The organism is Cupriavidus sp. PB-02 (assembly GCF_058252315.1).
In genome coordinates, this window is sequence record NZ_JBXPSX010000003.1 from 1 (window position 1) to 24,935 (window position 24,935).

Genomic DNA, 24,935 nt, shown 5'->3' on the forward strand with positions numbered 1-24,935 from the left:
ATGGCGACGGAGAATCCGGTGGAGGCCGCAGCGAGGACAACGCCTCGCCAAATGGCGCTCGCGTTGTTCGAGGACATGTTTGACCTCGGGATGCCCATCAACGAGGCCAACCGCGAGATCGGCTATCAGCGCAACAATTTCTTCACGGAAATCGTCAACATGGGGTTGGCGGCGCGACGGTTCCTCGATGCCGCGTATTTCATCGTCGCACAAGAGCCGGAAGCTCGTGACCAATACGATGTCGAGCTGAACTACTTCAAGTGGTTGATGCGCTATGACAGCCGCAACCTGAAGCATCTGCGTACCATCGCGGACGAAGCGCAGAACGCGAAGGTCCGTGTCACTAATACACCATCAGACCGTGAGCCCGAGGAACAGGATATCTGGGTTCAGGTTCAGCTGATAGGCATGGTGGCTCTGCATCGCGGCCGCGTCCGTTTCGATGTGCATCACAGCTTGATTCCACACATTCGAGACCCCCGCAAGTCTCACTGGCTCAGCCTTCGAATCTCCACGTCTTTTACCCGCAGCCTTGCGCGCGCGATCTATGACAAGGTTCTGCCAAGTGTGCCTAACGCGCGCACAGACTGGATCAAGCTGGATGAGATGCGGACCTGGCCGGGAAAGATGGGCGCGAATGCGACCATCTTCAAATACTTCAAGCGCGACTGGCTTGAGCCGGCGGTCCGTGAAATCAATGAGATCTCGGACATCGACCTGTCATATGAAACCAAGACCGAATCCACGTCGTCGAAGAAAGTCGACCGGATTCGGTTCCTGCTCAAGCGTAAGGACACCGCCGACGCTGTCATGGCCAGCCTGTCCGATGCCAGTCAGCTCTACAAGATTCTGAAGGAAGAGTTCAACCTTTCCACCCGGCAGTTCAGCGAGATTTCCGAGAACCGCGAGACATGGAGCGATGATCGCATTCTGCAGGCAATCGAGTACACACGGTTTAAGTTGAATCGCGGGCAGATCAAGAAGAGCCCCGCTGGGTACCTGATGAAGGCCTTGCGCGACAACTGGCGGATGTCAGATGCCGAACGGACGATGGTTCAAGTTCAGACCAAACTCCTCACCGAGGAAGCAGAGAAGGAAGCCGCGAAGATTGCTGTCAAGACAACTGTGGAGCGCAGCGTTGCCTCGCGCGAAGACGAGACCCGCGCTCGCATGAACGAAGAATCGCGGCAAGGGCGCGAGCACTTCGGGGCAGCGGATACCAAAGCTCGACGGGAGTTTGTCCGTGCATGGCTGGCCTCGCGCGAGGGCAAGCTTGTGTTGAGACGGATGAAGCTGGAGGCATCGTCCGTATCCGAAGACGACATCCTGGCAAACTCGGAGTTGGCATGGTATCTGGGCCAATTCGTGTTTGGGCGTCTGGCAACCTCGCGCGCCTGAAGCTGCAGATTTTTCCTACCGGGCCGATCGCGTCAGCGCGCGCAACTATCGCGAGGCGCTACGTTCGATCTCCGCGGAGCTATCAAGTCTATCTCTGCGTTCCGCCGTCGGCGGTTGCGGGCCCGCGCCCCTGGAGAGGCGCGGCTATCCGGCTTTGGTCTCTGACGCTTCCGGCCCTCCGGCCTGCGCGCTACGCTTACCAGTAGTTTCTGCGGGAAGGAGAGGACGGTCTTGCTGTTCCCTTCACCGTTTCACGACGTTCTCGCCGTCAAGGGCTGTGCGCCTTGGGCGCTTGCGGCCGTGGCCGTCTTCGACCCGCTCGCAACGGTACAGCTACATCCCGACCGCAACTGTCTTGCAGGAACTGCGCGGTGAAGGGTTCCAGCCCTTCATGGTGTGCCAGACCCGCGTGCGGCAGGAAAACCGCTGCCACTACACCACGCACATGATCCGGCTGCGCCATGCCAGCCAGATCAACGGCAGCGAGGCCAACGAAATCATCCTCTTGAACTCGCACGACGGCACGAGCAGCCGATATGCGAGGATGCCGAGTCGGCCACGGCTCCTTTCGGTGAGGTCGGCCCATGCGTCCTTTAGCTGTTGTGCATCCTGGCAGGGGCGCGGCTGCGCCTCGGTCTTCATGGCCGCAACCTTCCGGCACCAACAATTTCCCCGCCGCTGCGCGGCTTCCTCGCGCAGCAAATTGTTCGCCCCACCAGGTCCTCCACTGCGTGTCGGCCGCAAGCGGTGCAGCCAGCCCGGCCCCCGCTGATCGGATCACAACAAGGACGCGATGGGCGCGACCTTGGATAACCCGAAAGGAGAAAGCATCATGGCCAACATCGGCACCTTCACCGCTCAGAACGACGGCTTCATCGGCACGGTCCGCACCCTGACGCTCAACGTCAAGGTCCGGTTCATCCCCGACGACAAGGCGAGCGAGAACGCCCCCGACTTCCGCGTCCAGGCGGCCGGCGGCTATGACCTCGGCGCGGCGTGGAAGAAAGTCAGCCAGTCCGAGCGGCCCTACCTGTCCGTGACCCTGGACGATCCTTCATTCCCGGCGACGATCTATGCCCGGCCGATCGAGGAAGAAGACGGCATGCACAACCTGATCTGGTCGCGCGGCAAACCGGTAATCTGACGGCCCTCCACGGCGCCCCGTCCATGCGGCGGGCGCCGTGCCGCTGACGCAGCCTGTCACGCATGCGCCTGCGGGTCGTCGCGTTCCTTCAACCCCGCCTCCAGCTCCCGGCGCATTCCCGGCGCACCTGCGCCAGACGCTGGTCGGCTTTGCGCGTGCTGTCGCCGGCATAACCAGCGTTAGCAGCGTGAGCGGATGCACTTCCATGACCTCGCACAGCTCGGTCAGCTTGTGCATGGTCGGGCTTTTCAGGCCGCGCTCCAGGGAACTCATGTAGGTACAGCTAGACACGTCGGAGAACGCTTCCTGGCTCAAGCCGCGCGCTTTCCTGACTGTGCGGATGCAGCGCAGCCCGACCTCCTACCGCAAGGGCCGCAAGAGCGTGGAATCGCCGTGACTGGGCAATGTCGCGCCAGCATAGGCTGGCGGCGATCTTGTCATTTTCTGCCCGGCCGCGCGACCCTTAGACCGAAGTTCCATGCCGACGCCGCGGCTGCGGCGTCGCGAAGCCCTTTTCCTGATTGAGGAATCGGCTCATCGGGGGGCGTTCGATGCCCTCATTTTGTAGTCACTAAAAGTTCTTGACATTGGCGGGTTTTCTCCTATTCTGCTGGCTATGCCAGCACGAAACGGAACCGCTCACGTCGTTACGACGACCCGCAAGTACAAGGACCAGATCTATCGCACCCACCTGTTGCGGCGCAGTTACCGCGAGGACGGCGTGGTCAAGAACGAGACGCTGGGCAACCTGTCCCACTTGCCCGAGGCACTGATCGAGATCATCCGCCGCTCACTCAAGGGCGAGACCTTCGTGCCGCTGGGCGAGGCGTTCGAGGTGACACGCTCGCGCGCTCACGGCCACGTGCAGGCGGTGGCCACGGCCATGCAGCGTCTGGGCTTTGCCTCGCTGATCGCCTCCAAGCCTTCGCGCGAGCGCGACCTGGTGCTGGCGATGGTGGCCGCGCGCATCGCGGCGCCGCACACGAAGCTGGCCACCACGCGCTGGTGGCACACCAGCACCCTGGCGGAGGACTTCGGCGTGACCGAGGCCAACGAGAACGACCTGTACGCGGCAATGGACTGGCTGCTCGCGCGCCAGGGCACAATCCAGAAGAAGCTCGCCGCGCGCCACTTGAGCGCCGGTGGCCTGGTGCTGTATGACCTGAGCTCCAGCTACTTCGAGGGCAGCACCTGCCCGCTGGCCAAGCTTGGCTACAGCCGCGATGGCAAGAAGGGGCTGCTACAGGTCAACTACGGCTTGCTCACCGATGCGCGCGGCTGCCCAGTGGCGGTGTCGGTGCATGAGGGCAACGTGGCCGACAGCCAGACCTTCATGCCCGAGGTGCGGCGCCTGCAAGAGGAATTTGGTCTCTCCCGATTGGTCATGGTGGGCGATCGCGGCATGATCTCCAGCAAGGCCATCGACCAGATGCGCGAAGGCGGTGACCTGGGCTGGATCACCGCGCTCAAGAGCGCCTCGATCCGCCCGCTGCTCGAGCAAGGGCAACTGCAGCTTGGCCTGTTCGACGAGCGCAATCTGCTGGAGCTGAGTTCACCGGACTATCCGGGCGAGCGGCTGGTGGCGTGCCGCAATCCGGAACTGGCCAGGCTACGTGCCCACAAGCGAGAAGAGTTGCTGGCGGCCACCGAGGCGTGCCTGCAGCCGATCGTTGCCCGCGTGCAGGCGGGCAAGCTTGCCGGGCGCGATCAGATCGGCCTGCGCGTGGGCAAGGTGATCGACAAGTACAAGGTGGCCAAGCACTTTGCGCTGAGTATCGACGACGCGGCCTTCACGTTCAGCCGCAACAGCGAGGGCATCGCCCGCGAGGCGGCGCTCGACGGCCTCTACATCATCCGCACTTCGGTGAGTGCGGCGCAGATGGACTCGGCCGAGTGCGTGCGCAACTACAAGGCGCTGGCCAACGTGGAGCGCGCGTTCCGTTCGCTAAAAACGGTGGACCTGAAGGTGCGGCCAATCCATCACCGCACGGCCGATCGGGTGCGTGCGCATATCCTGCTGTGCATGCTGGCCTACTACGTCGAATGGCACATGCGTGAGGCTTGGCGCGAACTGATGTTCGCCGACCCGGATCAGGCCGCCAAGGCCACGCGTGATCCGGTGGCGCCTGCCGTGCGCTCTGCGGCAGCGCTGGCCAAGGCGGCGCGCCACACACTTGACGACGGCACGCCCGTGCACAGCTTCTCGAGCTTGATGGCCGAACTCGCCACGATCGTGCGTAACACCTGCCGCACACCCAGCGCTGGCGCTGAAGTGCCGACGTTCGAACACGTCACCACGGCAAACGCGAAACAGAAGCAGGCTCTGGAATTGCTTCAGCAAATCCGCGTGTAGACAGAAATCGGAACCCGGGAATTACGCCAAGTGCCTGTCGCACAAGGGGAAACTCGCCCAGGGGGTTGGGGAACTTCGGCTTAGAATCGCCCTGCCCTCCCGGCCCGACGGCCCGCGGATGCCAATGCCGCGGCAGGCATCGCCGATCAGACAGCAACTGGCACCATCTCGGCGAAGCGCGCCCCTCTTGGCTGGCCGCGTGTGTTTTCGGGGACGAACAAGGGCATCTGCAAGAGCGCCGACCCTGCAGCGACCATTCACATGCTGCGCTTCGACGACACCAATGCGGGCGTCGCGACGGCGACTGATTCTCGCGCACTGATGATCGAGTCTCCGACAGCTGCAAAGCTGTCAGGCGGCCAGTATTGGAACAAGGGGTCAAACAACGCCACTGCGAAACAATGGGTGCTGATTGGCTAATGTCCTACTCTGGGTTGGGGAGCCGCAGTCGGACATCAGCGTGCCTACCTGGCTGCTTTGGGGTCGACTATCGCCGGAGTAAACGTTTACCGGATAGCAACGAACAAGCGCATAGTGCTGGCGAAAGGCCGGTCTGCGTTGGTACGGGGACCGTTGCCGGCGGACGCACCGATAAAAGACCACTCGCCGGCCGACGTTCGTCCCGTCGAGACGCGGGGAGGCAGTAATATGGGCGTTCCCTCCCTAAATTGGAAATCCCGCGATGCAAGTACTGGTTGACGCAGACGCCTGCCCGGTTGTCGTCAAGGAAATGTTGTATCGGGCCGCACAGCGTCTCGAGGTGTGCGTCACGCTGGTGGCGAACCAGTATATGCGCACGCCGCCTTCCCGCTTTATCAAGGCACTGCAAGTGCCGGCGGGCTTCGACGTAGCCGATGACCGTATCATCGAGCTGGTCAGCAGCGGTGACCTCGTGATTACGGCGGACATAGCTCTTGCCGCCGCTGCCCTCGACAAGGGCGCCTACGTGCTCGACCCACGAGGAACCTGGTTTAGCCGTGAGAATATCCAGGAGCGCCTAACGATGCGCGAGGTGATGGACCAGCTCCGCGGCTCGGGCGTCGATACCGGCGGACCGGCACCGTACGCCCCACAGGATAGCAAGGCGTTCGCTGGCCAATTGGACCGTTTCCTGGCACGCCATGCGCCGCCAGGTGCGGTCGCCTGAGGCGTGCAAGCCACAGCAACGCAATACTGGGCCGGCCTTGGGGCAAGGTACCGCTGGCTGTGGCTGCCCTATGGCCTGTGTCTGCAGCGCTTCTAGTCGCCAAAATCGGCGCACTCTCCAGGCATAGCTCTCGAGCAGTTTGCAGGTAACTCTGGCGATTCTGCAGCCCCAATGTCTCATTCCGCTCTGCGAGCCACCATCGACGTCGGCATTCTTACCGCCTGCAATGGGTCCGTGAACCGTCCTTTCCCCACAAGGCGAATGTTCGACTTAGCGTATGAGGTACCGCGCATCGCGCCGCGAGGCTCATGATCGCACCTCACGCAGAAATGGGTACGCCTTGCTTGTCGACCTAGTAGGGTGAAGCCCCCGTCCCTCGGACGTAGGCGGAGCGAAAGCGCCCCGCCGCAATGGGCGAGGCCGTCCGGCTGCCGTTTCGCTGCGTGGCCAAATCAAGTTGCCTTCTTCCTCCTCGATCAGCTTGGCACAGATCATCGCTGGGAGCGAGGATCGCCGAAAGTCTCGGGCCGGTAAGGCCTCTCGGACTGGCTGACTTACTTCTGCGCTGCACCCATGTATGTCGATCTAGACCGCAGTCGTGTTGAATCAGACGACCAGCCTGCATCGAGGACGGACTTCGCCATGCTGGTTCTGGCGAGGCTGGCGGCATTCACATTACCCACCGCGATGTAGTCGAAGTCCCGCACGATGCGATGCGCGCTGGCCGCCGGCTATACGACGCTGGTACTGACCACGGACGTCGGCGTCAATGGCAAGCGCGAACGCGACCTGCGCAACGGATTCGCCATGCCGATGCGTTACAGCCTGCGCACGCTGCTCGATGGCATCTTGCATCCGCGCTGGTCCTGCGATTTCGTCCGGCATGGCATGCCGCAGCTCGCCAACTTTGCGTCAGAAGACGTCAGGGACGCCGAGCTACAGGCGGCTCTGATGAGCCGCCAGATGGATGCCAGCTTTGCGTGGCACGACCTCAAATGGCTGCGCGACATGTGGCCGCACACGTTGCTGATCAAAGGCCTCAGCCGCCCCGACGATGCCGAGCGCTGCATCGCCCTCGGTGCGGACGGCGTCATCCTGTCCAACCACGGTGGTCGGCAACTGGACGGGGCCATCGCGCCGCTCGACACGTTGGCTGCCACGGTGAGACGTGTCGCGGCGCCGGTATTGATCGACAGTGGCGTGCGCCGCGGTTCCGACGTGGTCAAGGCCGTTGCGTTGGGCGCAAGCGCGGTGCTGCTCGGGAGGGCAACGCTGTATGCCCTCGCGGCACACGGCGAGCGCGGCGTGGAAGCGGTCTTGTCCATGCTCAGGGGCGAGATCGATACCACCCTCGCGCAAATCGGCTGTCCGGCCGTGACGCAACTGAACAGTGACTATATCTGGGCCGCCACTCCGCAAGCACAGGGAGACCGGCATTCGAATGAGCCGCTTCTTTGCGGTACACCATGAAGAACGAGATCAAGATTACCGGCCTGCGTGCGCGGTCCGTCAACGTGCCGCTGCAGTATCGGTCAGAACCGCGGTTGGAACGGTGGCGTCGTCGCCGCTGGTACTGATCGACCTGCTGACCGATGCCGGGGTCACGGGACGGGCCTATGTGTTCACTTATACGCCGCTCGCGCTGAAGCCCGTGCATCGGATGGTCGAAGAGCTGGCGATCGTAGTCGGCGGTATGCCGCTCGCCCCGTACGCCATCGACCAGGCGCTGCAGTCGCGCTTTCGCCTCATCGGCAATACCGGCATCGTGAGGATGGCAACAGCGGGTATCGATATGGCAGCGTGGGATGCCCTGGCAAGGGCGTGCGGCCTGCCGCTTGTGGAACTTCTTGGCGGCAAAGCGCGGCCGCTACGCGCGTACGACAGTCACAGCATGGATGGCGTAGCGCTGGGCAGGGAGCGCGCGAAAGCAGCGGTCGAGCAGGGCTTCACCGCCGTCAAGACGAAGATCGGGTATCCGACGCTGGAGGAGGATATCGCCGTCGTACGCGCCATTCGCGCCGCCGTCGGCAGCGACGTCCAGATATTGGTCGATTACAACCAGGGCCTGACCGTGCCGGAAGCCACCCGCCAGGGGCGCGCGCTTGAACAGGAAGGGATTGCCTGGATCGAAGAGCCGACCTTGCAGCACGACTACGAGGGCCATGCCGCGGTCCGCGCCGCCCTGAACGTCCCCGTGCAGCTGGGCGAGAACTGGTTCGGCCCGGAGGACATGGCCAAGGCGCTCGCAGTGCGAGCGTGTGACCTTTGCATGCCGGACCTGATGAAGATCGGCGGCGTAAGCGGATGGTTACGTGCCAGCGCATTGGCCGAGCAAGCCGGGCTTCCCATGTCGAGTCACATCTTCCAGGAGTTCAGCGCCCATCTTCTAGCGGTAACCCCTACCTGTCATTGGCTCGAGCGGATGGATCTCGCCGGCCCGATTCTCGAACCAGCTATCGAATTCAAGAACGGCATGGCTCACTTCGGTCAATCCGCTGGAGCCGGCATCGTCTGGCGGGAAGGCGAGGTTGAGCGCTTCGCCGTCTGATTCCGAACGCACAGCCTGCAGCGGCGGACCGAGGCACCCGCGATGGACGTGCTGCGGGCCTTCATGGAGGAGAAGATGCGCGAATAGCGCTTGCGGCGCCACCCGGTGCCACCTGTAGCCGGGTCGCGGCCCGCGCGGCCTGCGCGGAAACCGCGATGCCTTCGCGCACCAGCGCCATGGCTTGGCGTAGCACGGCCGGATCGCGGATGTGGTTGGCGAGCAGCAGGATCGGTTGGGCGGCCGCGCCCCATCTGATGACCGAAACCGTTCTGTTGAATCCAGGGTCAAGCGACGTTACGGTTAGGCAGGTGGTGATGGATGCCTTGGTCGCGTATTACCGTAGCGTCGTCCGCGCGAATCTGGCGTGAGCTCCGCCGAAAGTGCAGCGATGCCGCGCCTTTGTGTGCATGCCGTCAGAACGAATAGGCTGCCGACACATATGTGAAGTTGGTATTGTGCCCGCCCACCGTGCTCAGCACCCTGGACACGTCCACGTGGACCAAACCGGCATTGATCACGATATGGCGGTCGACCTGCCAGTAGACGTCGAAAGCCAGCTGGCTGCCGGTGTAGCGCCCGGGCTGTCCCGCTGTGCCGGCAATGGGAAATGCCGCCGCCGTGTAGACCGCATCGTTTGTGGTCTGGCGCCAGATGAAGTCCCAGGACACGGTGAACCGCAGCTTCGCCGTCGGCTTCAGGGTCAGCGAAGGCTGCAGGTCCATCACGTTCGAGGCGCCGAGCAGGCCCGCCTGGTTGAAATAGGCGAGCTTGGGGAACAAGCCGCCATAGGTCCCCAGCTTGCCGTCGCGGGGATCGCGGTCGCCGCTGCCCACAGTGGCCTTCACGCCGGCGCGCGCGCCCCATCCCCCCAGCAGGAAGGCATGGCCGGTATCGGTGGAGAAGCCCCAGGCGATCAGGTCCTGCTGGCCGAAGCTGCCGAATTGCGCCAGCGCTTCCCAGTCCCAGTCCCACCGGCCGTGGCTGCCGAACACACGCCCACCGACCGAATGCCTTCGCTCCACGCCCGTTCCAACGCTGTAGAGGGCCCGGCTGTTCTCGAAGCCGAGGTAGTAGAAATCCACACCCGAATTCGCGATGAACGTCTTCGGAAAGGTTGAGTGGAGACCCCAGAAGCCTTGCGCGTGGTTGGGCTGGTCATCGAAATTGCCGGCCTTCAGTAGTACCGGGCGTGTGGCAAACGCATCCAGCCTCACATCGCCTACATTGCCGCCAAGGCGAGCACCGTCGAAGGAGCGCCTGACGTTGGGCGCGTCGCGCACGGAGATCAGGCGTTGCGAGCCAAATGCCATTTCCTGACGTCCAACGCGCAGGACTGGCAGCTCGGAAGTGGGGGGGCTGTCCGCGGTTGGCAGGCGTATGTTGACAAAAACCTGCTGTATATCCAGCCGGTCTTCATACGGCGGCGTGGCGATTTCCTTGCCGAATGCGAAGTGGTTGCCGAGCTGGACGAACCCACGGACATAGTCGCCAGCGTGCAGGTCGGCATGGAGCAGGATGCGATGCAGCAGGTAGCCGTCCGCGGACGGGCCCGGCACGCCGAAGTTGGGCGCGGAATAGTCTTCGAAGCGCTCCCGGATTTCGCCGCCCAGGCTCAGGTAGGCGCTTGGCGCGCCTACGGGAATGAACTTGATCGGGTCCCAGGGGTCGCTCCGCCTGGCCGGATCCTGCAGGTAGCGGAAGTCCTCGTTGTAGCGGAGGAAGCTGTAGGCCGGGGCCGACCCTTGCGCGCTGCCGTGGCATGGCATGCCAGCCAATGCCAGGGCAAGCGCCAGGGTAGGAACGACGGTGCGTGTCATGTCGCTGACGAATCATGTAGTGACGCCGCGCGTTGAAGCGCCGCCAATCCAGGCCCGCCTTGGGCGCTGCGCCCCATGCTGCATGGCCGCGAGGGCCATGCAGCGCCGGGGATCAACGTGCCGAGTCCAGGACCTCGCCGTTCTTCTGTACGTCCTGTGCCTTCATGTAGCTTTCGATCAGCAGCTGATAGGCCGGGAATATCTTGGTGTAGACCTCAGCCCATTGCTGCGCGTCGTCACGGTGCCAGGTTTGCTGCAGTTCGGACGCTACCGCGGCCGTGTCCATGGGCACCACGCCTGCCTGGACCACGCGCGCCAGCGTGATTTCCTGGGCCATCTTCGAGTACGTGCCCGAGGCGTCCACCACGGCGAACACCTTGTAGCCGTCCGCTACCGCGCTGATCGCCGGGAACGCCATGCAGACGCTGGTGATGGTGCCGGCGATGATCAGCGTCTTGCGCCCTGTCGCCTCGACCGCGGCAACAAAATCGGGATTGTCCCAGGCATTGATTTCACCCTTGCGGGCGACGTACTTGGCGTGCGGGGCATTCTCGTGGATCTCGGGAATCAGCGGACCGTTGGGACCTTGGGGCACCGAAGCGGTCGTGATGACGGGCAGCTTGGATAGCGTCGCCATTTTGGCCAGGGCTGCCGCGCGCAGGCGCAGTTCCGGCATGGGCATGTCGCCGACGGTCTGGAACAGGCCGCTCTGGTGGTCGATCAGCAGCATGGCGGGATCGGCCGGGTCGATGGCGGGGCGCTTGCCATTGAAGTTTGCGGGTTGGCTCATGGTGTTGCTCCTTGTCAGAAGGGCGTACTGCGTGAAGAGGCCCCGCCGTGCCTGGCGCGGCGGGAGGGAAGATCAGGCGGCTGCAGGGACAAGGCGGCCGCTGTTGTAGTCGCTCACGGCCTGCCGGATTTCTTGCTCGGTGTTCATCACGAACGGGCCGTAGCCAACCACGCGCTCGTCGATGGGCCCGCCCGCGAGCAGCAGTACGGTGGCGTCGGTGGAGGCATCCAGCGACACGCTGTCGTCATCTTCTGCCGGGCGGGCAGGTTGCCCCAGAGTTGCACCATCTCCAGGGCGCCACCGTTGCGGGTGAACGCCTCGGAGTGGATACCGAGCACACTTCTCACCTTAATTCCCTTTGGTGCCGTTGCCGAATGCGTGGCGGCGATGGAAGGAGAATAGGTCCGGGGAACATGACCGAGTAGGCGGGGAAGTTTGACCTCAGAGTTCTATTTGGTGAACGATGGCTAAGTCGAAAGTGACGTGAGGGGCATTGACGAAGCGGCTACCGCCGGTGGCAAGTGTGGCGGCGTATGCAGCGACGCGATTTACGTATTCCACCGAGCCGTCGATCACGCCGTACAGCGTCGCCCCAGTTTGCGCCTGGACATTGCGCTGAGTGTGCGGGCGAATAACGTGCGTACGATGGCCGTCCGGCCGCTTAGGTGAATGCGGCCGCTGAAGACAGAGCCCACGGCTGCCACCCGGTAATGCAGATAGTCCACATTTGGAACCCGTGCAGCGGGCTGTCGCGCCTTGCATGCCGCTGACGTATGGCCGGCCGACGCAATGCTCATGGCAAGCCACGACGCCGGTTCGCACAATTGAAAGGCCCACCGGAGCTTTTCATGTCATGCACCCTTTCCCTTGAAGCAGAATGCCTGCGCCTGCGACTGCGGGCCGGCGCGGAACTGGTCTGCCGCGGCGGCAGCCTGTGGCTGACGTTCGAAGCGCGGGACCGGCCGTCCCCGGACATCTTGCTCGCGCCCGGCGAGCGCTATCGGCTGCACGGCGACGCCGAGGTGTTTCTCGCCGCGCTGCACGGCGCCGGCCCCGCGTTGTGCGAGATCGAAGCGCCGCCGCACCCGCGTCGCGCCGGCCGTCCTTGGCTCAGCTGGTTCAGGTGGCTGCAGGGCGCGCGGGTGACCTGACGGTGTGCACGGCTTCCCGGCAAATCCATTCGGCCACGCGCTTGACGTCCTCGCGCGGATGGGCGGAGGCATGGATCAGCCAGTACGCGTTCGGGCTCGGCGGCGCTTGTAGCGCCGTCGGCACGATCACCAGCTGGCCGCCATCGATCAGGGGCCGCACCAGCTCGAGCCGGCCCAGTGCGACGCCCTGTCCCGCCAGCGCCGCGTGGATGACCTGGTCGTATTGATTAAAGCGAAGCATGCCGTGCTGGCTCGCCTGATGGTAGCCGCGCGGCTCGAGCCAACTGCGCCATTGCAGCCACGGACGGGGATCGTCGAATTCCAGCAGCGGCAGTTGGAGCAGCGCATCGACGTGCTGGCCGACCCCGGACACCAGCGATGGATGGGCGACCGGGGCGATGTTCTCGCCGAACAGGCGCACGGCATCGGGCGGCGCCGCGGCGTCGCGGCAATAGCGCACGGCGAGGTCAATGCCCTCGGCACGCAGGTCGCAGATACGGTTGCTGGCGGACAGGCGCACATCCAGATGCGGATGCGTCTTCTGCAGGTTCCCCAGCCGCGGCAGCAGCCACAAGCCGGTCACGCCGATGCTGGCGGTGACCGTGACCGACCGCTGGCCCTCGTTGCGACGCACCTCGGCCACCACGTCCTGCAGCTGCTGCAGCGCGCTGTCGGCGCTGCGAAACAGCCGTTCGCCCTCGGGAGTGAACGCCACGCCGCGATGCTTGCGCACGAACAGCGGCACCTTCAGCTGCTCCTCCAGCGCGTGGATCTGCCGGCTTACCGCCGACTGCGTCAGGCACAGATCGTCCGCCGCCTGCGTAATGCTCATGCGTCGCCCGACGGCGACGAAGCCCTTGAGCAGGTCGAGCGGAAACAGTCGGACGAGCGGGACGGACATGCGATGGCCTCCTGGCAGACACGCGAACCACCATTACAGCACGATCCACGACCCCCTTGCCATGCGCGGCGCGCATGGCAGAACGACCAAATGATCGCTTGAAGCACGGCGCCAGGGCGACTGCAATAGAGCCATCGCGCGCCTGCCGGCGCCATCCTTCGACAAGGGCCGTCATGACTTCCCGCCTGCCGCACTCGTCCGCTACCATCGCCTCGCCGCAGTCCGCCACGCCGTGGTGGCGGGAGCTGTGGGTGCTCGTGCTGGCGGGTGGCCTCCTGATGGGGCTGGCGCTGGGCGTGCGCCATGTGCAGGGGCTGTTCTTGCTGCCGATCATCGCCGAGCGCCGCTGGACCCGCGAGACCTTCGGCTTCGCGATGGCGATGCAGAACTTGACCTGGGGAGTGATGCAGCCCTTCACCGGCATGCTGGCCGACCGGTACGGCTCGTGGAAGGTGATGGCCGGCGGACTGGCCCTGTATGCCGCCGGACTGTACGGGATGACACAGGCGGACACGTCAGCGGCCTTCGTCTGGTCGGCAGGCGTCTGTATCGGCATTGCGCTGTCCGGCACGACCTTCGGCGTGATTTATGGCGCGCTGAGCAGGATGACTGACGCCGCGCAGCGTAGCCGCGCGCTGGGCTTGGCCGGCGCCGTCGGCGGCATCGCGCAGTTTGCGCTGGTGCCGGCCGCCCAGGGGCTGCTGGTCGCATCGGGATGGGCGACCACGCTGCTGATGCTCGCCCTGGCACTGGCAGTGCTGCTGCCGCTTGCGCTGCCATTCCAGGACCGGATCGCCGCCGCGCCTGCGCCGACCGCGGACGAGACGAACATGGCCCGCGGCCAGCCACCGCTGCTGGGCGCGGTGCGCGAGGCCTTCGACCATTCCGGCTTCTGGCTCCTGAACCTTGGCTTTCTTGCCTGCGGCTTCCAGCTCGCCTTCATCGCCAGCCACTTGCCCGCCTATCTGCTGGACCGTGGCATGCGTCCGGCCGACGGCATGGCCGCGCTCGCCATCATCGCGCTCGCCAATGTGGCCGGCATCTACGTGTTCGGCCTGCTGGGCGGTCGCCACAGCAAGAAATACCTGCTCGCCGGCATCTACCTCGCGCGCACCGTGGCGATGGCGGTGTTCCTGCTGCTGCCGCTAAGCACGCCGACTTTGTACTTGTTCTGCGCAGCGATGGGCTTCCTGTGGCTCGGCACCGTGCCGCTGACCAACGGGATCCTCGCACAGGTGTTCGGCGTGCGCTATCTCGCCACGCTGTTCGGCTTCGTGTTCATCGGCCACCAGCTGGGCTCGTTTTTCGGCGTATGGCTGGGCGGGCTGGTGTTCGAGTTGACGCGCTCGTACGACCCGGTCTGGTTCGGCGCCATGGCGCTGGGCGTACTGGCGGCGACGTTGCACTGGCCGATCGACGACCGGCAGATCGTCAGGACCGGCCTCGCGCCGGCGCGGTCATGAGGCCGCGCTGCGGACCGGCGCTCGGCGTATGGCTGTCGGTGCTCAGCCTGGCGGGCCTGTGCGCGGTGGCACTGATGGCGTGGCTCGATCCGGCTCATGCGCAGGCGTGGGTACAGCTGATGGCGCTGTGCCGATAGCAGTGGCCATGCCTCGCGGTTGCGCGCTGCCCGCAGTACCATCGCGCCCGTCGGACGCCTATGCCAACCGTTACCACCCAATGGTCGAGGTGGCAGTGGCATGGCTGAAGAAACAAAGTGGTCGCCAATGATCCACGCTGGTAGCTAAGGAAATACTCGACATTTTCGCTTTGCCGACGCGCTCCGAGCGGAAATCAAGGCAACAGCAAGAACCGCTGCATCATCGCCGTGAGCTTGGCCTCGATCAGATCCCCGTCAAAACGTAAAGGCCCCGGGTCGGTCAGCAGGGTCAGGGTAAGTGTGCCCACAACCATCTGCATGGCGATCCGGACTTCTGTCTCGGAAGCGTCCTGGCCCTGGGCCTTCATCTTCTGCGCGAGGGCCGGCGCGACCACGCTCTGGATGTTGCGATTCAGCCGGCGCATCGGGTTGGCTTCCGGGTCGATCGCGCCGAAGTGGCGCAGCACGGCCTTGAACATGCCCTGGTTCCGTCGGCACATGTCGACGTAGTACCGGACGATGAGGGCGGCGAACTCCGATGCCGTGCCTTGCGCCCAGGCCTCGTCGTCCCGGATGGTCTTGTCCGCCTCGGCCTCCATTTCCACAAAGGCGGCCTCGAGGACCGACGCAATGAAGGCGTCCTTGTCCTTGAAGCGGCCATAGAACGCTCCCGTAGAGGTGCCCGCGGTGCGGATGACATCGCTGATCAGGACCAGATCGAAATTCGCGTGCTGCTGGATAAGGTCCCGTCCGGCCAGGATCATTTTGGCAAGGGTTTCCTCACTGCGTAGCTGGCGAGGAGGGCGCAGCGCCGGCGCCGCTTCTGCAGCCTGGCTGGCGGTGTGCACGGCGCGGGTAGGACGCCTTTTGTGATCTTCTTGGCGCTTTAGGGTGGCAGCCATGGAAACGGCAATCCTGATTCTGGGACAGGTCAGCATTATGCAGCACCGGCCCCGCCTCGCCCGGAAGCCGCATCCGCTGGCGCTTCACGGCTGGCCGCGCCCACCTCGACTGCTTCCGTAGGGGAAAGCCCGCATTGAAGCAGGTTCGTCGCCTTTCAATAATAGAACCAGAGTTCTGATTCTTAAAAAGCACCGGGCGCCACGCCGCCCAGCCAATAAAACCAAGCGGGGACACCATGAAAATCACTGCTGCCGTGACACGGGCGCCGTGCGCGCCGTTCGTCCTCGAAGAGGTCGAACTAGACCCTCAAGAGGCAGGGGAAATCCTGGTCAGGATTGTCGGCGCCGGGCTTTGCCATACCGATCTTGTCGCTGCCGAAGGCTTGCTCCCCGTCGCCATGCCGGCCGTGTTCGGGCACGAAGGCGCCGGCGTTGTCGAGATGGTCGGCGCCGGCGTAACCAAGGTGAAGCCCGGGGACCATGTGGCCATCACGTTCTCCTCCTGTGGCCATTGTCCGCAGTGCGATCGCCATGCGCCGGCCTATTGCCATGCGATGGCAGCGCTGAATTTCGTCGGCCAGCGCAGCGATGGCTCCAAATCGATGCGCGACGGCAATGGCGAGATCTCCGGCAGCTTCTTCGGCCAGTCCTCATTCGCGACGCATGCAGTGACGACCGAACGCAACGTGGTGAAGGTGCCGGACGGCGTTCCGCTCGAGATCGCCGGCACCCTTGGCTGCGGCATCCAGACCGGCGCGGGCGCGGTCATGCGCTCGATGGCATGTCATGAAGGCGCATCGCTGGTGGTGCTGGGCGCGGGCGCGGTCGGGCTCAGTGCTGTGATGGGCGCCGTGCTGCAGAAATGCGGGACGGTCATCGTGGTCGAGCCCGACGCCAGCCGGCGCGACCTGGCCTTGTCGCTCGGCGCCACGCATGCAATCGATCCGGGCCAGAGCGCTGACCTGGCTGCCGCGGTGCGCGCCATTGCGCCCCATGGAGTCGACTTTGCGCTGGATACCAGCGGCATCCCGGCGGTCATCGCAGCGGTGCCGAAGCTGCTGGCGCCGCGCGGCACCTTCGGCTTTGTCGGCGTGCCGCCCGCCCATGCGACGAGCCTGGCCCTGCCGGGCACGCTGCGCGAGGTCATGCGCGGCGGCTTCACCTATCGCGGGATCATCGAAGGCGATAGCGATCCCGATGTGTTCATCCCGCAGTTGATGGCCCTGTACCTCGAGGGACGTTTCCCCTTCGACAGGCTGGTCAAGACCTATCCCCTTGCCGAAATCAACCGTGCCGTCGCGGAGCAAAAGCAGGGGCTGTGTGTCAAGCCCGTGCTGCTGCCCTGAGCCCCAACCCCACCATCCAGTTCGATACCATGAACCACACCGATTTCGATCTTCCCGGCGACGTGGCGCAAGTCCTGGTCGATCCCAGCGCCTATGCCGATCCCGCCCGGCTGCACGCGGCCTATACGTGGGCGCGCGAGAACAATCCGCTGGGGCGCGCCGTCAATGACGGTTTCGATCCGTTCTGGGTCGTGACCAAGCACGCCGACGTGACCGCCATCTCGCGCGACCACAATCTCTTCCACAACGGGGACTACTCCGTCGTCTGCCGGCCCAAGGCTTCGATCGACCATGTGATCGCGACCACCGGCCGCCCGAATATCGTCAAGGCGCTGGTCCACGTGGATGGCGACGAACACAAGGGCCTGCGTGCGCTGACGCAGTCGTGGTTCATGCCTAACAGCATCCTGAAGCTGGATGAGCGCATCCGTGGGCTGGCGCGGCAGATCGTTGACAAGCTGCAGCAAAGCGATGGCAACACCATCGATTTCGCCAAGGACATTGCCCTGCATTACCCGCTGCACGTGATCATGGACATCCTCGGCGTGCCGCCGGAGGATGAGCCCCGGATGCTGCTGCTGACCCAGGAGCTATTTGGTGGCGAGGATCCTGAACTCAAGCGCGCCAAGCAGGAAGCAAGCGCGAATGACGGCGCGCTGGCAAAGAACTTGATGGCGGTGGTGGCGGACTTCCGGGACTATTTCGAGAATGTCACCGCCGAGCGGCGGGTCAATCCGCGCAATGACGTGGCAACGCTGCTCGCCAACGCCGTCGTCAACGGCGAGCCGATCAGCGAGGTCAGCCGGCTGGGTTATTACGTCATTATTGCCACGGCGGGCCACGACACCACATCGTCCTCGTCCGCGGTCGCGATGTGGGCGCTGAGCCAGTATCCGGAACTGCTGCCCCGGCTCCAGGCCGACTCGTCGCTGATTCCGCAGTTCATTGACGAAGCGGTGCGCATCGCCTCGCCGGTCCGGCATTTCATGCGGACCGCGACGGCAGACACCGAGATCCGCGGACGAACGATTCGCAAGGGCGACTGGCTGATGCTGTGCTACGGCTCGGCCAATCGGGATGAAGAGGTCTTCGACCGGCCCTTTGACTTCAGCATCGACCGCAAGCCAAACCGCCACCTCGCGTTCGGCTTCGGCGCCCATGTCTGCCTGGGCCAGCATCTGGCCAAGATGGAAATGCGCATCCTGTTCGAGGAAATGATTCCGCGCCTGCGACGCGTGGAAGCGGCGGGCGAGATGGAGATGATCGCTTCCTGCTTCGTCGGCGGACCCAAGCATCTTCCCGTTCGCTGCGTCATGCAGTAGCCATTCCATCGCAGTCTGCAGCAAGGCATCGCGCCATGAATTCCCAAGACACACTCTTTGTACGCATTGCGCAACGCAACCGCGAAACCGACGACATCGTCAGCCTGGAGCTGCGCGACCCGAAGGGGGGCGAGCTGCCACCGTTCGAGGCCGGCGCCCACATCGATGTCCACGTCGCTCCCGGAGTCGTGCGGCAGTATTCGCTTTGCAATGCACCGTCCGAACGCCACCGTTACCTGATCGGCGTCCTGCGGGATCCCGCCTCGCGCGGCGGTTCGATCGCCATCCATGAGCGGCTGGAGGCGGGCGCTGTCATCGAGATCAGCGCGCCCCGGAACCATTTTCCGCTGAAGGCGGGCACCCGCAGCATCCTGATCGCAGGCGGGATCGGTGTTACGCCGATGCTATGCATGGCCGAGGCCTTGCATGTGTCGGGAACCGGCTTTGCCCTGCATTACTGTGCACGCAGCCAGGACAAGGCAGCGTTCCGCAGCCGTATCGAGCAATCCGCCTACAGGCAGCAAGTCGCCTTCCACTACGACGATCAGGGCGATGCGCAGAAGCTGGATCCCGTCATGCTGCTCGCCCAGGCCGGAAGCGATGACGAGATCTACGTCTGCGGCCCCTCCGGCTTTATCGAATGGGTTTGCCGCGCGGCCGAGCAAGCGGGAATTCCGAAGCAGCGGGTGCGATACGAGTACTTCAGCGCCAGGCCGGTCGATACCTCGCATGACGGTGCCTTCGACGTCAGGATCGCCAGCACCGGCCAGGTCTTCCATATTCCCGCGGACCGCTCGATCACTTCGGTGCTGCTCGAAGCTGGCATCGACATCTACACCTCGTGCGAGGAGGGCACGTGCGGGACGTGCGTGACGCGTCTGCTGGAGGGCGAGGCCGATCATCGGGACGTCTTCCTGACTGATGAAGAACACGCTTGTGGCAACCAGTTCACGCCCTGTTGCTCGCGCGCGAAATCTTCGTGGCTTGTCCTCGATCTTTGAAGCGCCAATCCGCTACCCGGCGACGCAGGCTCGGCTTCGGACAGCCGCGTGTCGTCGGTGTGGCCTGTCGAAATCCGTTTGGTTAAAAAGAGGTCCCAATCATCATGGGTGACACCGCTGGATTCAGCATGACCATCGATGGCAAAGCCGCGCCCACGCTGGCCGGATTTGATGTACTCAACCCCGCAACGGAACGCGTCATTGCCGCAGCACCCGACGCGCCCCCCGCACAATTGGACGAGGCCGTTGCCAGCGCGCGCCGCGCCGCGCCGGCCTGGGCCGGCTTGCCGCTGCAGGCGCGCCAGCTATATGTCGTCAGGATCGGTGAGACCATCACCACCAACCTGGAGGAACTGGCGCACCTGTTGACGCGGGAGCAGGGCAAGCCCCTTGCCCAGGCGCGGCAGGAGGTGCAAAAAGCGGCGTTCTGGTGCACCGAGATGGCCAGGCTCGAACTCCCGGTGGAGACGGTCAGCGAGTCTGCCACCGAGCAGGTGTGTGTCCTGCGCGTGCCGCTAGGCGTCGTTGGCGGCATCGTGCCCTGGAACTTTCCGCTGGCGCTGGCGATGTGGAAGGTGGCGCCGGCCTTGCTTACCGGCAATACGATGGTGCTCAAGCCATCGCCATTCACGCCACTGACGACGCTGAAGCTCGGCGAACTGCTGCGCGATGTCCTGCCGGCTGGCGTGCTCAATGTCATCAGTGGCGGCGATGCCCTCGGCCCGTTGATGTCGGCCCACCCGGGCATCGACAAGCTGAGCTTTACGGGCTCTACCCAGACCGGCCGCGCAGTGATGGCCTCCGCTGCGGTCAACCTGAAACGGCTGACACTGGAGCTGGGTGGCAATGACGCCGCCATTGTCCTGCCCGATGCCGATGTCGAGGCCATCGCGCCTGCGATCTTCTGGGGCGCGTTTGCCAACAACGCGCAGTACTGCCTGGCGATCAAGCGGCTGTATATCCATGAGGATGTTTACGACCGGCTGGCGCAGGCGTTGGTCAGGCTGGCGCAGGAGACGCCCGTTGGCCGGGGTGACATGGAAGGCGTTCAGCTTGGCCCGGTGCAGAACCGCCGCCAGTTCGAGCGACTCAAGGCGCTGCTGGAGGATACACGCAGCGCCGGCTACCGCATCCTTGCCGGTGGCGAAGTGGCGGAGGGACGTGGCTATTTCTTCCCTGTCACGCTGGTGGACAACCCGCCGGACAGCGCACGCGTGGTCCGCGAAGAACCATTCGGCCCAATCCTGCCCTTGCTGAAGTTCCGCGACGTGGACGATGCCATCGCGCGCGCGAATGACAGCGAATATGGACTGGGAGGTTCGGTCTGGGGCCGCGACGCGGAGGCCGCCATGCAAGTCGCGTTGCGGCTCAACACCGGTACCGTCTGGGTCAACCAGATTCACACCCTTGGGCCCCACAAGCCCATGGCCGGCCACAAGCAATCGGGCGTGGGCATCGAGAACGGCGTCGAAGGGCTGCTGGAATATACGGTGCCGCGAACGGTTTCGCTGAAGCGATCGCAATAAGAGAAGACTTGCAGAACGACAACATGACGCAGTCTCCAACCTCTGGCGCATCGCCATCGCGTGCGCCCGCCCCCATCCGTCGCTCCCCGTTCTGGCCGCCGGGCCTGCCTGCCGAGGCCAGCATACCTCGCACCAGCCTGGTCTATAACGTCGAGATGGCCGCGCACCGCTACCCGGACAAGACCGCCATCCAGTACTTCGGCAGCGCGATTTCCTATGCCGCGCTGCTCGGGCAGATCGAGCGCATGGCCGGCTACCTGCAGCGCAAATGCGGCGTCGCGCCCGGCGACCGCGTGCTGCTGTACAGCCAGAATTGCCCGCAGTTCATCATCGCCTACTACGCCATCTTGCGTGCCGAAGCCGTGGTGTTACCGGCCAACCCCATGTGGCTGACCGCCGAGCTGGAGCATGTGGCCGCCGACAGCGGCGCGCGCGTGGCCTTTGCCGCGGCCGAGCTCTACGAGCGGCTGGCGCCGCTGCACGGCGACGTGCTGCCGCATGTGGTCGTCCATGACTACGCCGACATGTTGCCCGGCGAGGCGGAATCCGATGGCGAGCCGGCCGTGCCGGCCTGGCTGCGCGCGCGCAGCCCGCTGCCGGGGCAGGCTCCGGCTGGCGGCACCTTGGTGCGCTGGCAGGACGCGGATGCGGCCGGCCTGGTGCCGATGCCCCACGCAGCCGGTTACGACACGCTGTGCATGCTGGCCTACACCTCCGGCACGACGGGCCATCCCAAGGGCTGCATGCATACCCACGGCACGCTGATGAGCGCCGCGGCAGGCTCGCAGATCTGGCGCGGCAACACGCCCGATGCGGTGTTCCTGTCGGTAGCGCCGATGTTCCACTTGCTCGGCATGCAGAACGGCATTCACGCACCGCTCTACCTGGGTGCCACCATCGTATTGCTGCCGAGATGGGATCGCGTGCTGGCAGCCGACCTGATCGAGCGCTACCGGGTCTCGAACTGGGGCGCGGCGCCGGCGATGCTGGTGGATTTCTTTTCCCAGCCGGGTATTCTTGAGCGCGACCTCTCCTGCCTGGCCTTCCTGGGCGGCGGTGGCGCGCCCATGCCCGATGCGGTGGCCAACCTGCTGCAGGAGCGCTTCGGCCTGGTCTATATCGAGGCCTACGGCATGACCGAGACGGCCGCCTTCCTGCTGTCCAACCCACGCCACCAGCCCAAGCGCGAGTGTCTCGGCATCGCCACCTTCGGGGTCGACGCGCGCGTGATTGACCCGCAGAGCGGCGTGGAGCTGCCGCGGGGCGAGCTGGGTGAGATCATCGCCAGCGGCGCCCAGGTGATGCGAGGTTACTGGCGCAATCCGCAGGCCGATGCCGAGAGCTTTATCGAGATCGACAGCAAGCGCTTCCTGCGCACGGGCGACCTTGGCTTCGTCGACGATGACGGCTATTTCTTCATGCGCGACCGCCTCAAGCGCATGATCAACGCATCCGGCTTCAAGATCTGGCCGGCCGAGGTGGAGAACCTGCTCTATGGCCATCCGGCCATCCATGAGGCCTGCGTGATCGCCGCCCGCGACGAGCGGCGCGGCGAGACCGTGAAGGCTGTCATCGTCCTCAAGGCGGGCATGCAGGGGCGCGAGGAGGCCGGCGCCGAACAGATCATGCAGTGGTGCCGCGAGCGCCTGGCCGCCTACAAGGTCCCCCGCGTGGTCGAGTTCGTCGAGGCGCTGCCGAAGTCGGCCATCGGAAAGATCCAGTGGCGCGAACTGCAAGAAGCGCAGAACGAGGCGCCGCGGCATGGTATTTGATCCATCACCCATCCCCTGGCGCGGCATACGGATTTCCAGTCCAGCAAAAGCGCACGCGCAAAATAGTGCGGGAAAAGGACGTTTTTCTGTCGGGAGGCGTTACAAGCGGCGAGAATGATTCACATGGAGAGCGACCCTGGCGCAGGCATGCTCTTCGGAACCCAGGACGAAGCGATTGCGCTGGGATGGAGAGAGGCGTGTCGATCTCTTGGTTCACGTCGGTGACGGGCAAATACGGATGCGTAATCCCTTCGGGAATGATCCCGCAATGTGAAGGGCATGACACCATGCCGGCGCCTTGGCCTCGAGCAGCCCTGCAGGGCTGGATTGCTTATCCCAGCGCCCCACCAAGGGGCGTCAAGTCGACTCGCAATTCTCCAGCCAGGCGAACTCGCTCGCGTCGGTCAGCACCGCTCGTGGAATGCGACTTTTACCTACGGCGCAACGGCCCGCCATTTACTACGCTGCTAGCGTATGTCCCCCTCACCAGGAGTGCCAAAATGGCTGCGCGCTCTATCGCCTCGCTGTCCATCAGCTTCGGGCTTGTCTCTATCCCTGTGAAGGTCTTCTCCGCCACGGAGAGCACGTCCGCTGTGGGTTTCAACCTGCTCCATAAGGGGTGTGGTTCACGACTGCGACAACAATACATTTGCCAGAGGGAAGGGGTGGTAGTCGACCGTTCAGAGATGGTCAAGGGCTACGAGTTTGAAAAGGACAAATACGTTGTCTTCACTCCGGATGAGCTCAAGGCGCTGGAGGAGGCGGCTCAACAGACCATCGACATCGTTGCCTTCATGCCCGTGAAGGCCATCGACCCAATCTACTACGACAAGGCCTACTACCTGGGACCTGACAAGCGCGGCGCAAAGCCATACAGCCTGCTTTCGGAGGCGATGCGAGCCACGGACAAATGTGCGCTCGCAAAATGGTCGTGGAAGGGCAAGCAATATATGGTGCAAATACGGGTCGGCGACGACGGGCTCATCCTCCAGCAGCTGCTCTACGCAGACGAGGTTCGCTCGATGGCGGATCTGCACGTGGAGACTGTCGATGTGTCCAAGGCAGAGCTTTCCCTGGCGGAGCAGCTCATCGACCAGAACTCGGTCGATGGTTATGACCCGACGGAGTACACAGACGAAGAAAAGCAGCGAATCCTGGCCCAGATAGACAAGAAGATAGAGGGCAAGGCCATCACAGTTTCCCCCGAGACTGCGGCGGCTGAGGGTGGCGCAGAAGTCATCGATTTGATGGATGCTCTCAGGAAGAGTATTGGGGCGCCAAAGTCTGCTGCCGCCGCGGCGAAAGCCGGGAAAGGCGCCAAGGCGCCGGCGCGCCGTGCAGCGAAACGTGCCGAAACGCCGACAACCGCGACAATCCCGACTAAGCGAGCCAAGAAGCAGGCCTGATGCGTTCTTACACGATGCGCGACGTCATGGAAATCGTCGGCATACCGCGCCCCGCAGTCATGTCGCTCGTCGCAGCCGGAGTGGTTGCGCCAAGCCGAGGCGAACGGGGCGAGTATCGCTTCAGCTTTCGAGATCTCGTCGTGCTGCGCACGGCCAATGCGCTGCGGCTTTCCAACATCTCTTCCGGGCGCATCCGCAGGTCGATGCTTCGCACGAAGTCGCTGTCGCGTGACCGTCATCCGTCCGCCACGTCCTTGCGTGCGGAGGGCAATGACGTCATCGCCAGTGCCAATGGCGCTGAGTGGAATGCTGACTCTGGGCAAATGCGCTTCGATCTGACGCGGTACGCCGACAACACCGTCGTAGTGCCGCATGTGGGGGCGGTCAGTGACGACGCACGGCGTTCATACGAGCTAGGGAAGGAATACGAGCGCCAACGCCTGGATGACGAAGCAGAAGCAGCCTATCGGCAAGCGGTGGAGTGGGATCCCTGCTTGTATGAAGCGTGGGTCAACCTTAGCGCGTTGCTGTGTGACCGAGGGAGTTGCACAAAGGCGTTGAAGGTCCTTGCTGAGGCGCGCAGGCGCTTCCCGACGAGCACCGAGTTGCTGTTTAACCAAGCCCTTGCGTTTGAGGATACCGGGGATTTCCGGGATGCGTTGAGAGCCTACCAGCAATGCCTGGACCTTGAGCCTGACAACGCGGACGCGCATTTCAACATCGGGAGGTTGTATGACAGCGCCGGTCGAATCAAGGACGCGCTGCGGCACTACAACCAGTATCGCATGCTGACTCGCTGATCCGGTGCTCT

The 24,935-nt window shown here is 64.1% G+C and carries 21 protein-coding genes and 7 pseudogenes; 18 read left to right on the forward strand and 10 right to left on the reverse strand.

All coding sequences use genetic code 11. The features are described from left to right. Both AC10V3_RS34290 and AC10V3_RS34295 read left to right on the forward strand, forming a co-directional pair. Positions 1 to 1,398, forward strand: a complete 1,398-nt coding sequence (locus tag AC10V3_RS34290; RefSeq protein ID WP_041682442.1) for a replication initiation protein — start codon at positions 1 to 3, stop codon at positions 1,396 to 1,398. Positions 1,399 to 1,675: 277 nt separating this feature from the next. Then, positions 1,676 to 1,930 (forward strand): annotated as a pseudogene (locus AC10V3_RS34295) (DUF932 domain-containing protein); the annotation flags it as partial. Here AC10V3_RS34295 and AC10V3_RS34300 read toward each other — a convergent pair. Continuing rightward, a complete protein-coding gene (locus tag AC10V3_RS34300; protein ID WP_022540519.1) occupies positions 1,831 to 2,040 on the reverse strand; it encodes a hypothetical protein in 210 nt (69 codons plus the stop codon). The pseudogene AC10V3_RS34295 and the gene AC10V3_RS34300 overlap by 100 nt on opposite strands. Positions 2,041 to 2,230: 190 nt before the next feature. On the opposite strand from AC10V3_RS34300, the gene AC10V3_RS34305 reads away from it, so the two are divergent. Continuing rightward, the gene (locus AC10V3_RS34305) at positions 2,231 to 2,542 is read left to right on the forward strand and encodes a DUF736 domain-containing protein (protein ID WP_041682329.1); all 312 of its coding nucleotides are present in this window, start codon (positions 2,231 to 2,233) and stop codon (positions 2,540 to 2,542) included. Between the two features lie 56 nt (positions 2,543 to 2,598). On the opposite strand, the pseudogene AC10V3_RS34310 reads toward AC10V3_RS34305, so the two are convergent. Then, a pseudogene (locus AC10V3_RS34310) lies at positions 2,599 to 2,893 on the reverse strand (helix-turn-helix domain-containing protein). Positions 2,894 to 3,158: 265 nt separating this feature from the next. Between AC10V3_RS34310 and AC10V3_RS34315 the strand changes: the two are divergent. The 3 genes from AC10V3_RS34315 to AC10V3_RS34325 all read left to right on the forward strand — a co-directional run bounded on the left by AC10V3_RS34315 (position 3,159) and on the right by AC10V3_RS34325 (position 6,042). Then, positions 3,159 to 4,895: an IS1634 family transposase gene (locus AC10V3_RS34315; protein WP_022540517.1), complete on the forward strand. Its 1,737-nt coding sequence runs from the start codon at positions 3,159 to 3,161 to the stop codon at positions 4,893 to 4,895. Between the two features lie 261 nt (positions 4,896 to 5,156). Continuing rightward, entirely contained in the window at positions 5,157 to 5,315 is a 159-nt protein-coding gene (locus AC10V3_RS34320) for a hypothetical protein (protein ID WP_349606743.1), read from the forward strand. A gap of 262 nt (positions 5,316 to 5,577) precedes the next feature. Continuing rightward, on the forward strand, positions 5,578 to 6,042 hold the full coding sequence (locus AC10V3_RS34325) for a YaiI/YqxD family protein (protein ID WP_022540515.1): 465 nt from the start codon (positions 5,578 to 5,580) through the stop codon (positions 6,040 to 6,042). A 566-nt stretch (positions 6,043 to 6,608) separates the two neighbouring features. Here AC10V3_RS34325 and AC10V3_RS34330 read toward each other — a convergent pair. After that, positions 6,609 to 6,755: pseudogene (locus tag AC10V3_RS34330) on the reverse strand (RNA-guided endonuclease InsQ/TnpB family protein); the annotation flags it as partial. A gap of 4 nt (positions 6,756 to 6,759) precedes the next feature. Between AC10V3_RS34330 and AC10V3_RS34335 the strand changes: the two are divergent. Further along, positions 6,760 to 7,512: pseudogene (locus AC10V3_RS34335) on the forward strand (alpha-hydroxy-acid oxidizing protein); the annotation flags it as partial. Beyond that, positions 7,509 to 8,590: pseudogene (locus tag AC10V3_RS34340) on the forward strand (enolase C-terminal domain-like protein). The pseudogenes AC10V3_RS34335 and AC10V3_RS34340, both read left to right, overlap by 4 nt. Before the next feature lie 61 nt (positions 8,591 to 8,651). Here the strand turns inward: AC10V3_RS34340 and AC10V3_RS34345 are convergent. The 5 genes and pseudogenes from AC10V3_RS34345 to AC10V3_RS34365 form a co-directional block, all read right to left on the reverse strand. After that, positions 8,652 to 8,906 (reverse strand): DUF2783 domain-containing protein, encoded by a 255-nt coding sequence (locus AC10V3_RS34345; RefSeq protein ID WP_490924657.1) that lies wholly within the window; start codon positions 8,904 to 8,906, stop codon positions 8,652 to 8,654. Between the two features lie 97 nt (positions 8,907 to 9,003). Then, positions 9,004 to 10,407, reverse strand: coding sequence for an alginate export family protein (locus tag AC10V3_RS34350; RefSeq protein WP_490924411.1), 1,404 nt, complete (start codon positions 10,405 to 10,407; stop codon positions 9,004 to 9,006). A 112-nt stretch (positions 10,408 to 10,519) separates the two neighbouring features. Further along, complete coding sequence (locus AC10V3_RS34355) at positions 10,520 to 11,197, reverse strand: hydrolase (RefSeq protein WP_022540510.1); 678 nt, start codon at positions 11,195 to 11,197, stop codon at positions 10,520 to 10,522. Positions 11,198 to 11,269: 72 nt separating this feature from the next. Next, positions 11,270 to 11,431 (reverse strand): annotated as a pseudogene (locus AC10V3_RS34360) (pirin-like C-terminal cupin domain-containing protein); the annotation flags it as partial. Between the two features lie 264 nt (positions 11,432 to 11,695). Continuing rightward, positions 11,696 to 11,830 (reverse strand): annotated as a pseudogene (locus AC10V3_RS34365) (porin); the annotation flags it as partial. A gap of 215 nt (positions 11,831 to 12,045) precedes the next feature. Between AC10V3_RS34365 and AC10V3_RS34370 the strand changes: the two are divergent. Then, positions 12,046 to 12,348, forward strand: a complete 303-nt coding sequence (locus tag AC10V3_RS34370) for a DUF2917 domain-containing protein (protein ID WP_022540508.1) — start codon at positions 12,046 to 12,048, stop codon at positions 12,346 to 12,348. Here the strand turns inward: AC10V3_RS34370 and AC10V3_RS34375 are convergent. Beyond that, on the reverse strand, positions 12,317 to 13,249 hold the full coding sequence (locus AC10V3_RS34375; RefSeq protein WP_022540507.1) for a LysR substrate-binding domain-containing protein: 933 nt from the start codon (positions 13,247 to 13,249) through the stop codon (positions 12,317 to 12,319). The two genes, AC10V3_RS34370 and AC10V3_RS34375, sit on opposite strands and share 32 nt — an antisense overlap. A 173-nt stretch (positions 13,250 to 13,422) precedes the next feature. Here AC10V3_RS34375 and AC10V3_RS34380 point away from each other — a divergent pair, with 173 nt between their 5' ends. Continuing rightward, complete coding sequence (locus AC10V3_RS34380; protein ID WP_022540506.1) at positions 13,423 to 14,712, forward strand: MFS transporter; 1,290 nt, start codon at positions 13,423 to 13,425, stop codon at positions 14,710 to 14,712. Beyond that, a complete protein-coding gene (locus AC10V3_RS34385; RefSeq protein WP_022540505.1) occupies positions 14,709 to 14,849 on the forward strand; it encodes a hypothetical protein in 141 nt (46 codons plus the stop codon). The genes AC10V3_RS34380 and AC10V3_RS34385 overlap by 4 nt, the downstream gene beginning before the upstream one ends. Before the next feature lie 194 nt (positions 14,850 to 15,043). Here the strand turns inward: AC10V3_RS34385 and AC10V3_RS34390 are convergent, their stop codons facing one another. Further along, positions 15,044 to 15,751 carry a TetR/AcrR family transcriptional regulator gene (locus AC10V3_RS34390; RefSeq protein WP_022540504.1) on the reverse strand — a complete coding sequence of 236 codons (708 nt, stop codon included), beginning with the start codon at positions 15,749 to 15,751 and terminating at the stop codon, positions 15,044 to 15,046. A 236-nt stretch (positions 15,752 to 15,987) separates the two neighbouring features. Between AC10V3_RS34390 and AC10V3_RS34395 the strand changes: the two genes are divergently transcribed. The 7 genes from AC10V3_RS34395 to AC10V3_RS34425 all read left to right on the forward strand — a co-directional run bounded on the left by AC10V3_RS34395 (position 15,988) and on the right by AC10V3_RS34425 (position 24,924). Further along, positions 15,988 to 17,097 carry an NAD(P)-dependent alcohol dehydrogenase gene (locus AC10V3_RS34395; protein ID WP_490924412.1) on the forward strand — a complete coding sequence of 370 codons (1,110 nt, stop codon included), beginning with the start codon at positions 15,988 to 15,990 and terminating at the stop codon, positions 17,095 to 17,097. A gap of 29 nt (positions 17,098 to 17,126) precedes the next feature. Beyond that, a complete protein-coding gene (locus AC10V3_RS34400; protein WP_022540502.1) occupies positions 17,127 to 18,419 on the forward strand; it encodes a cytochrome P450 in 1,293 nt (430 codons plus the stop codon). A 35-nt stretch (positions 18,420 to 18,454) separates the two neighbouring features. Further along, positions 18,455 to 19,420, forward strand: a complete 966-nt coding sequence (locus AC10V3_RS34405) for a PDR/VanB family oxidoreductase (protein WP_349606780.1) — start codon at positions 18,455 to 18,457, stop codon at positions 19,418 to 19,420. 104 nt (positions 19,421 to 19,524) lie between these two features. Next, the gene (locus tag AC10V3_RS34410) at positions 19,525 to 20,946 is read left to right on the forward strand and encodes an aldehyde dehydrogenase family protein (protein WP_490924413.1); all 1,422 of its coding nucleotides are present in this window, start codon (positions 19,525 to 19,527) and stop codon (positions 20,944 to 20,946) included. Between the two features lie 23 nt (positions 20,947 to 20,969). After that, on the forward strand, positions 20,970 to 22,718 hold the full coding sequence (locus AC10V3_RS34415; protein ID WP_051370088.1) for a long-chain fatty acid--CoA ligase: 1,749 nt from the start codon (positions 20,970 to 20,972) through the stop codon (positions 22,716 to 22,718). Positions 22,719 to 23,218: 500 nt separating this feature from the next. Then, a complete protein-coding gene (gene ku, locus AC10V3_RS34420; protein WP_041682328.1) occupies positions 23,219 to 24,124 on the forward strand; it encodes a non-homologous end joining protein Ku in 906 nt (301 codons plus the stop codon). After that, positions 24,124 to 24,924, forward strand: coding sequence for a tetratricopeptide repeat protein (locus AC10V3_RS34425; protein ID WP_022540497.1), 801 nt, complete (start codon positions 24,124 to 24,126; stop codon positions 24,922 to 24,924). The genes ku and AC10V3_RS34425 overlap by 1 nt, the downstream gene beginning before the upstream one ends. Positions 24,925 to 24,935 lie beyond the last annotated feature (11 nt).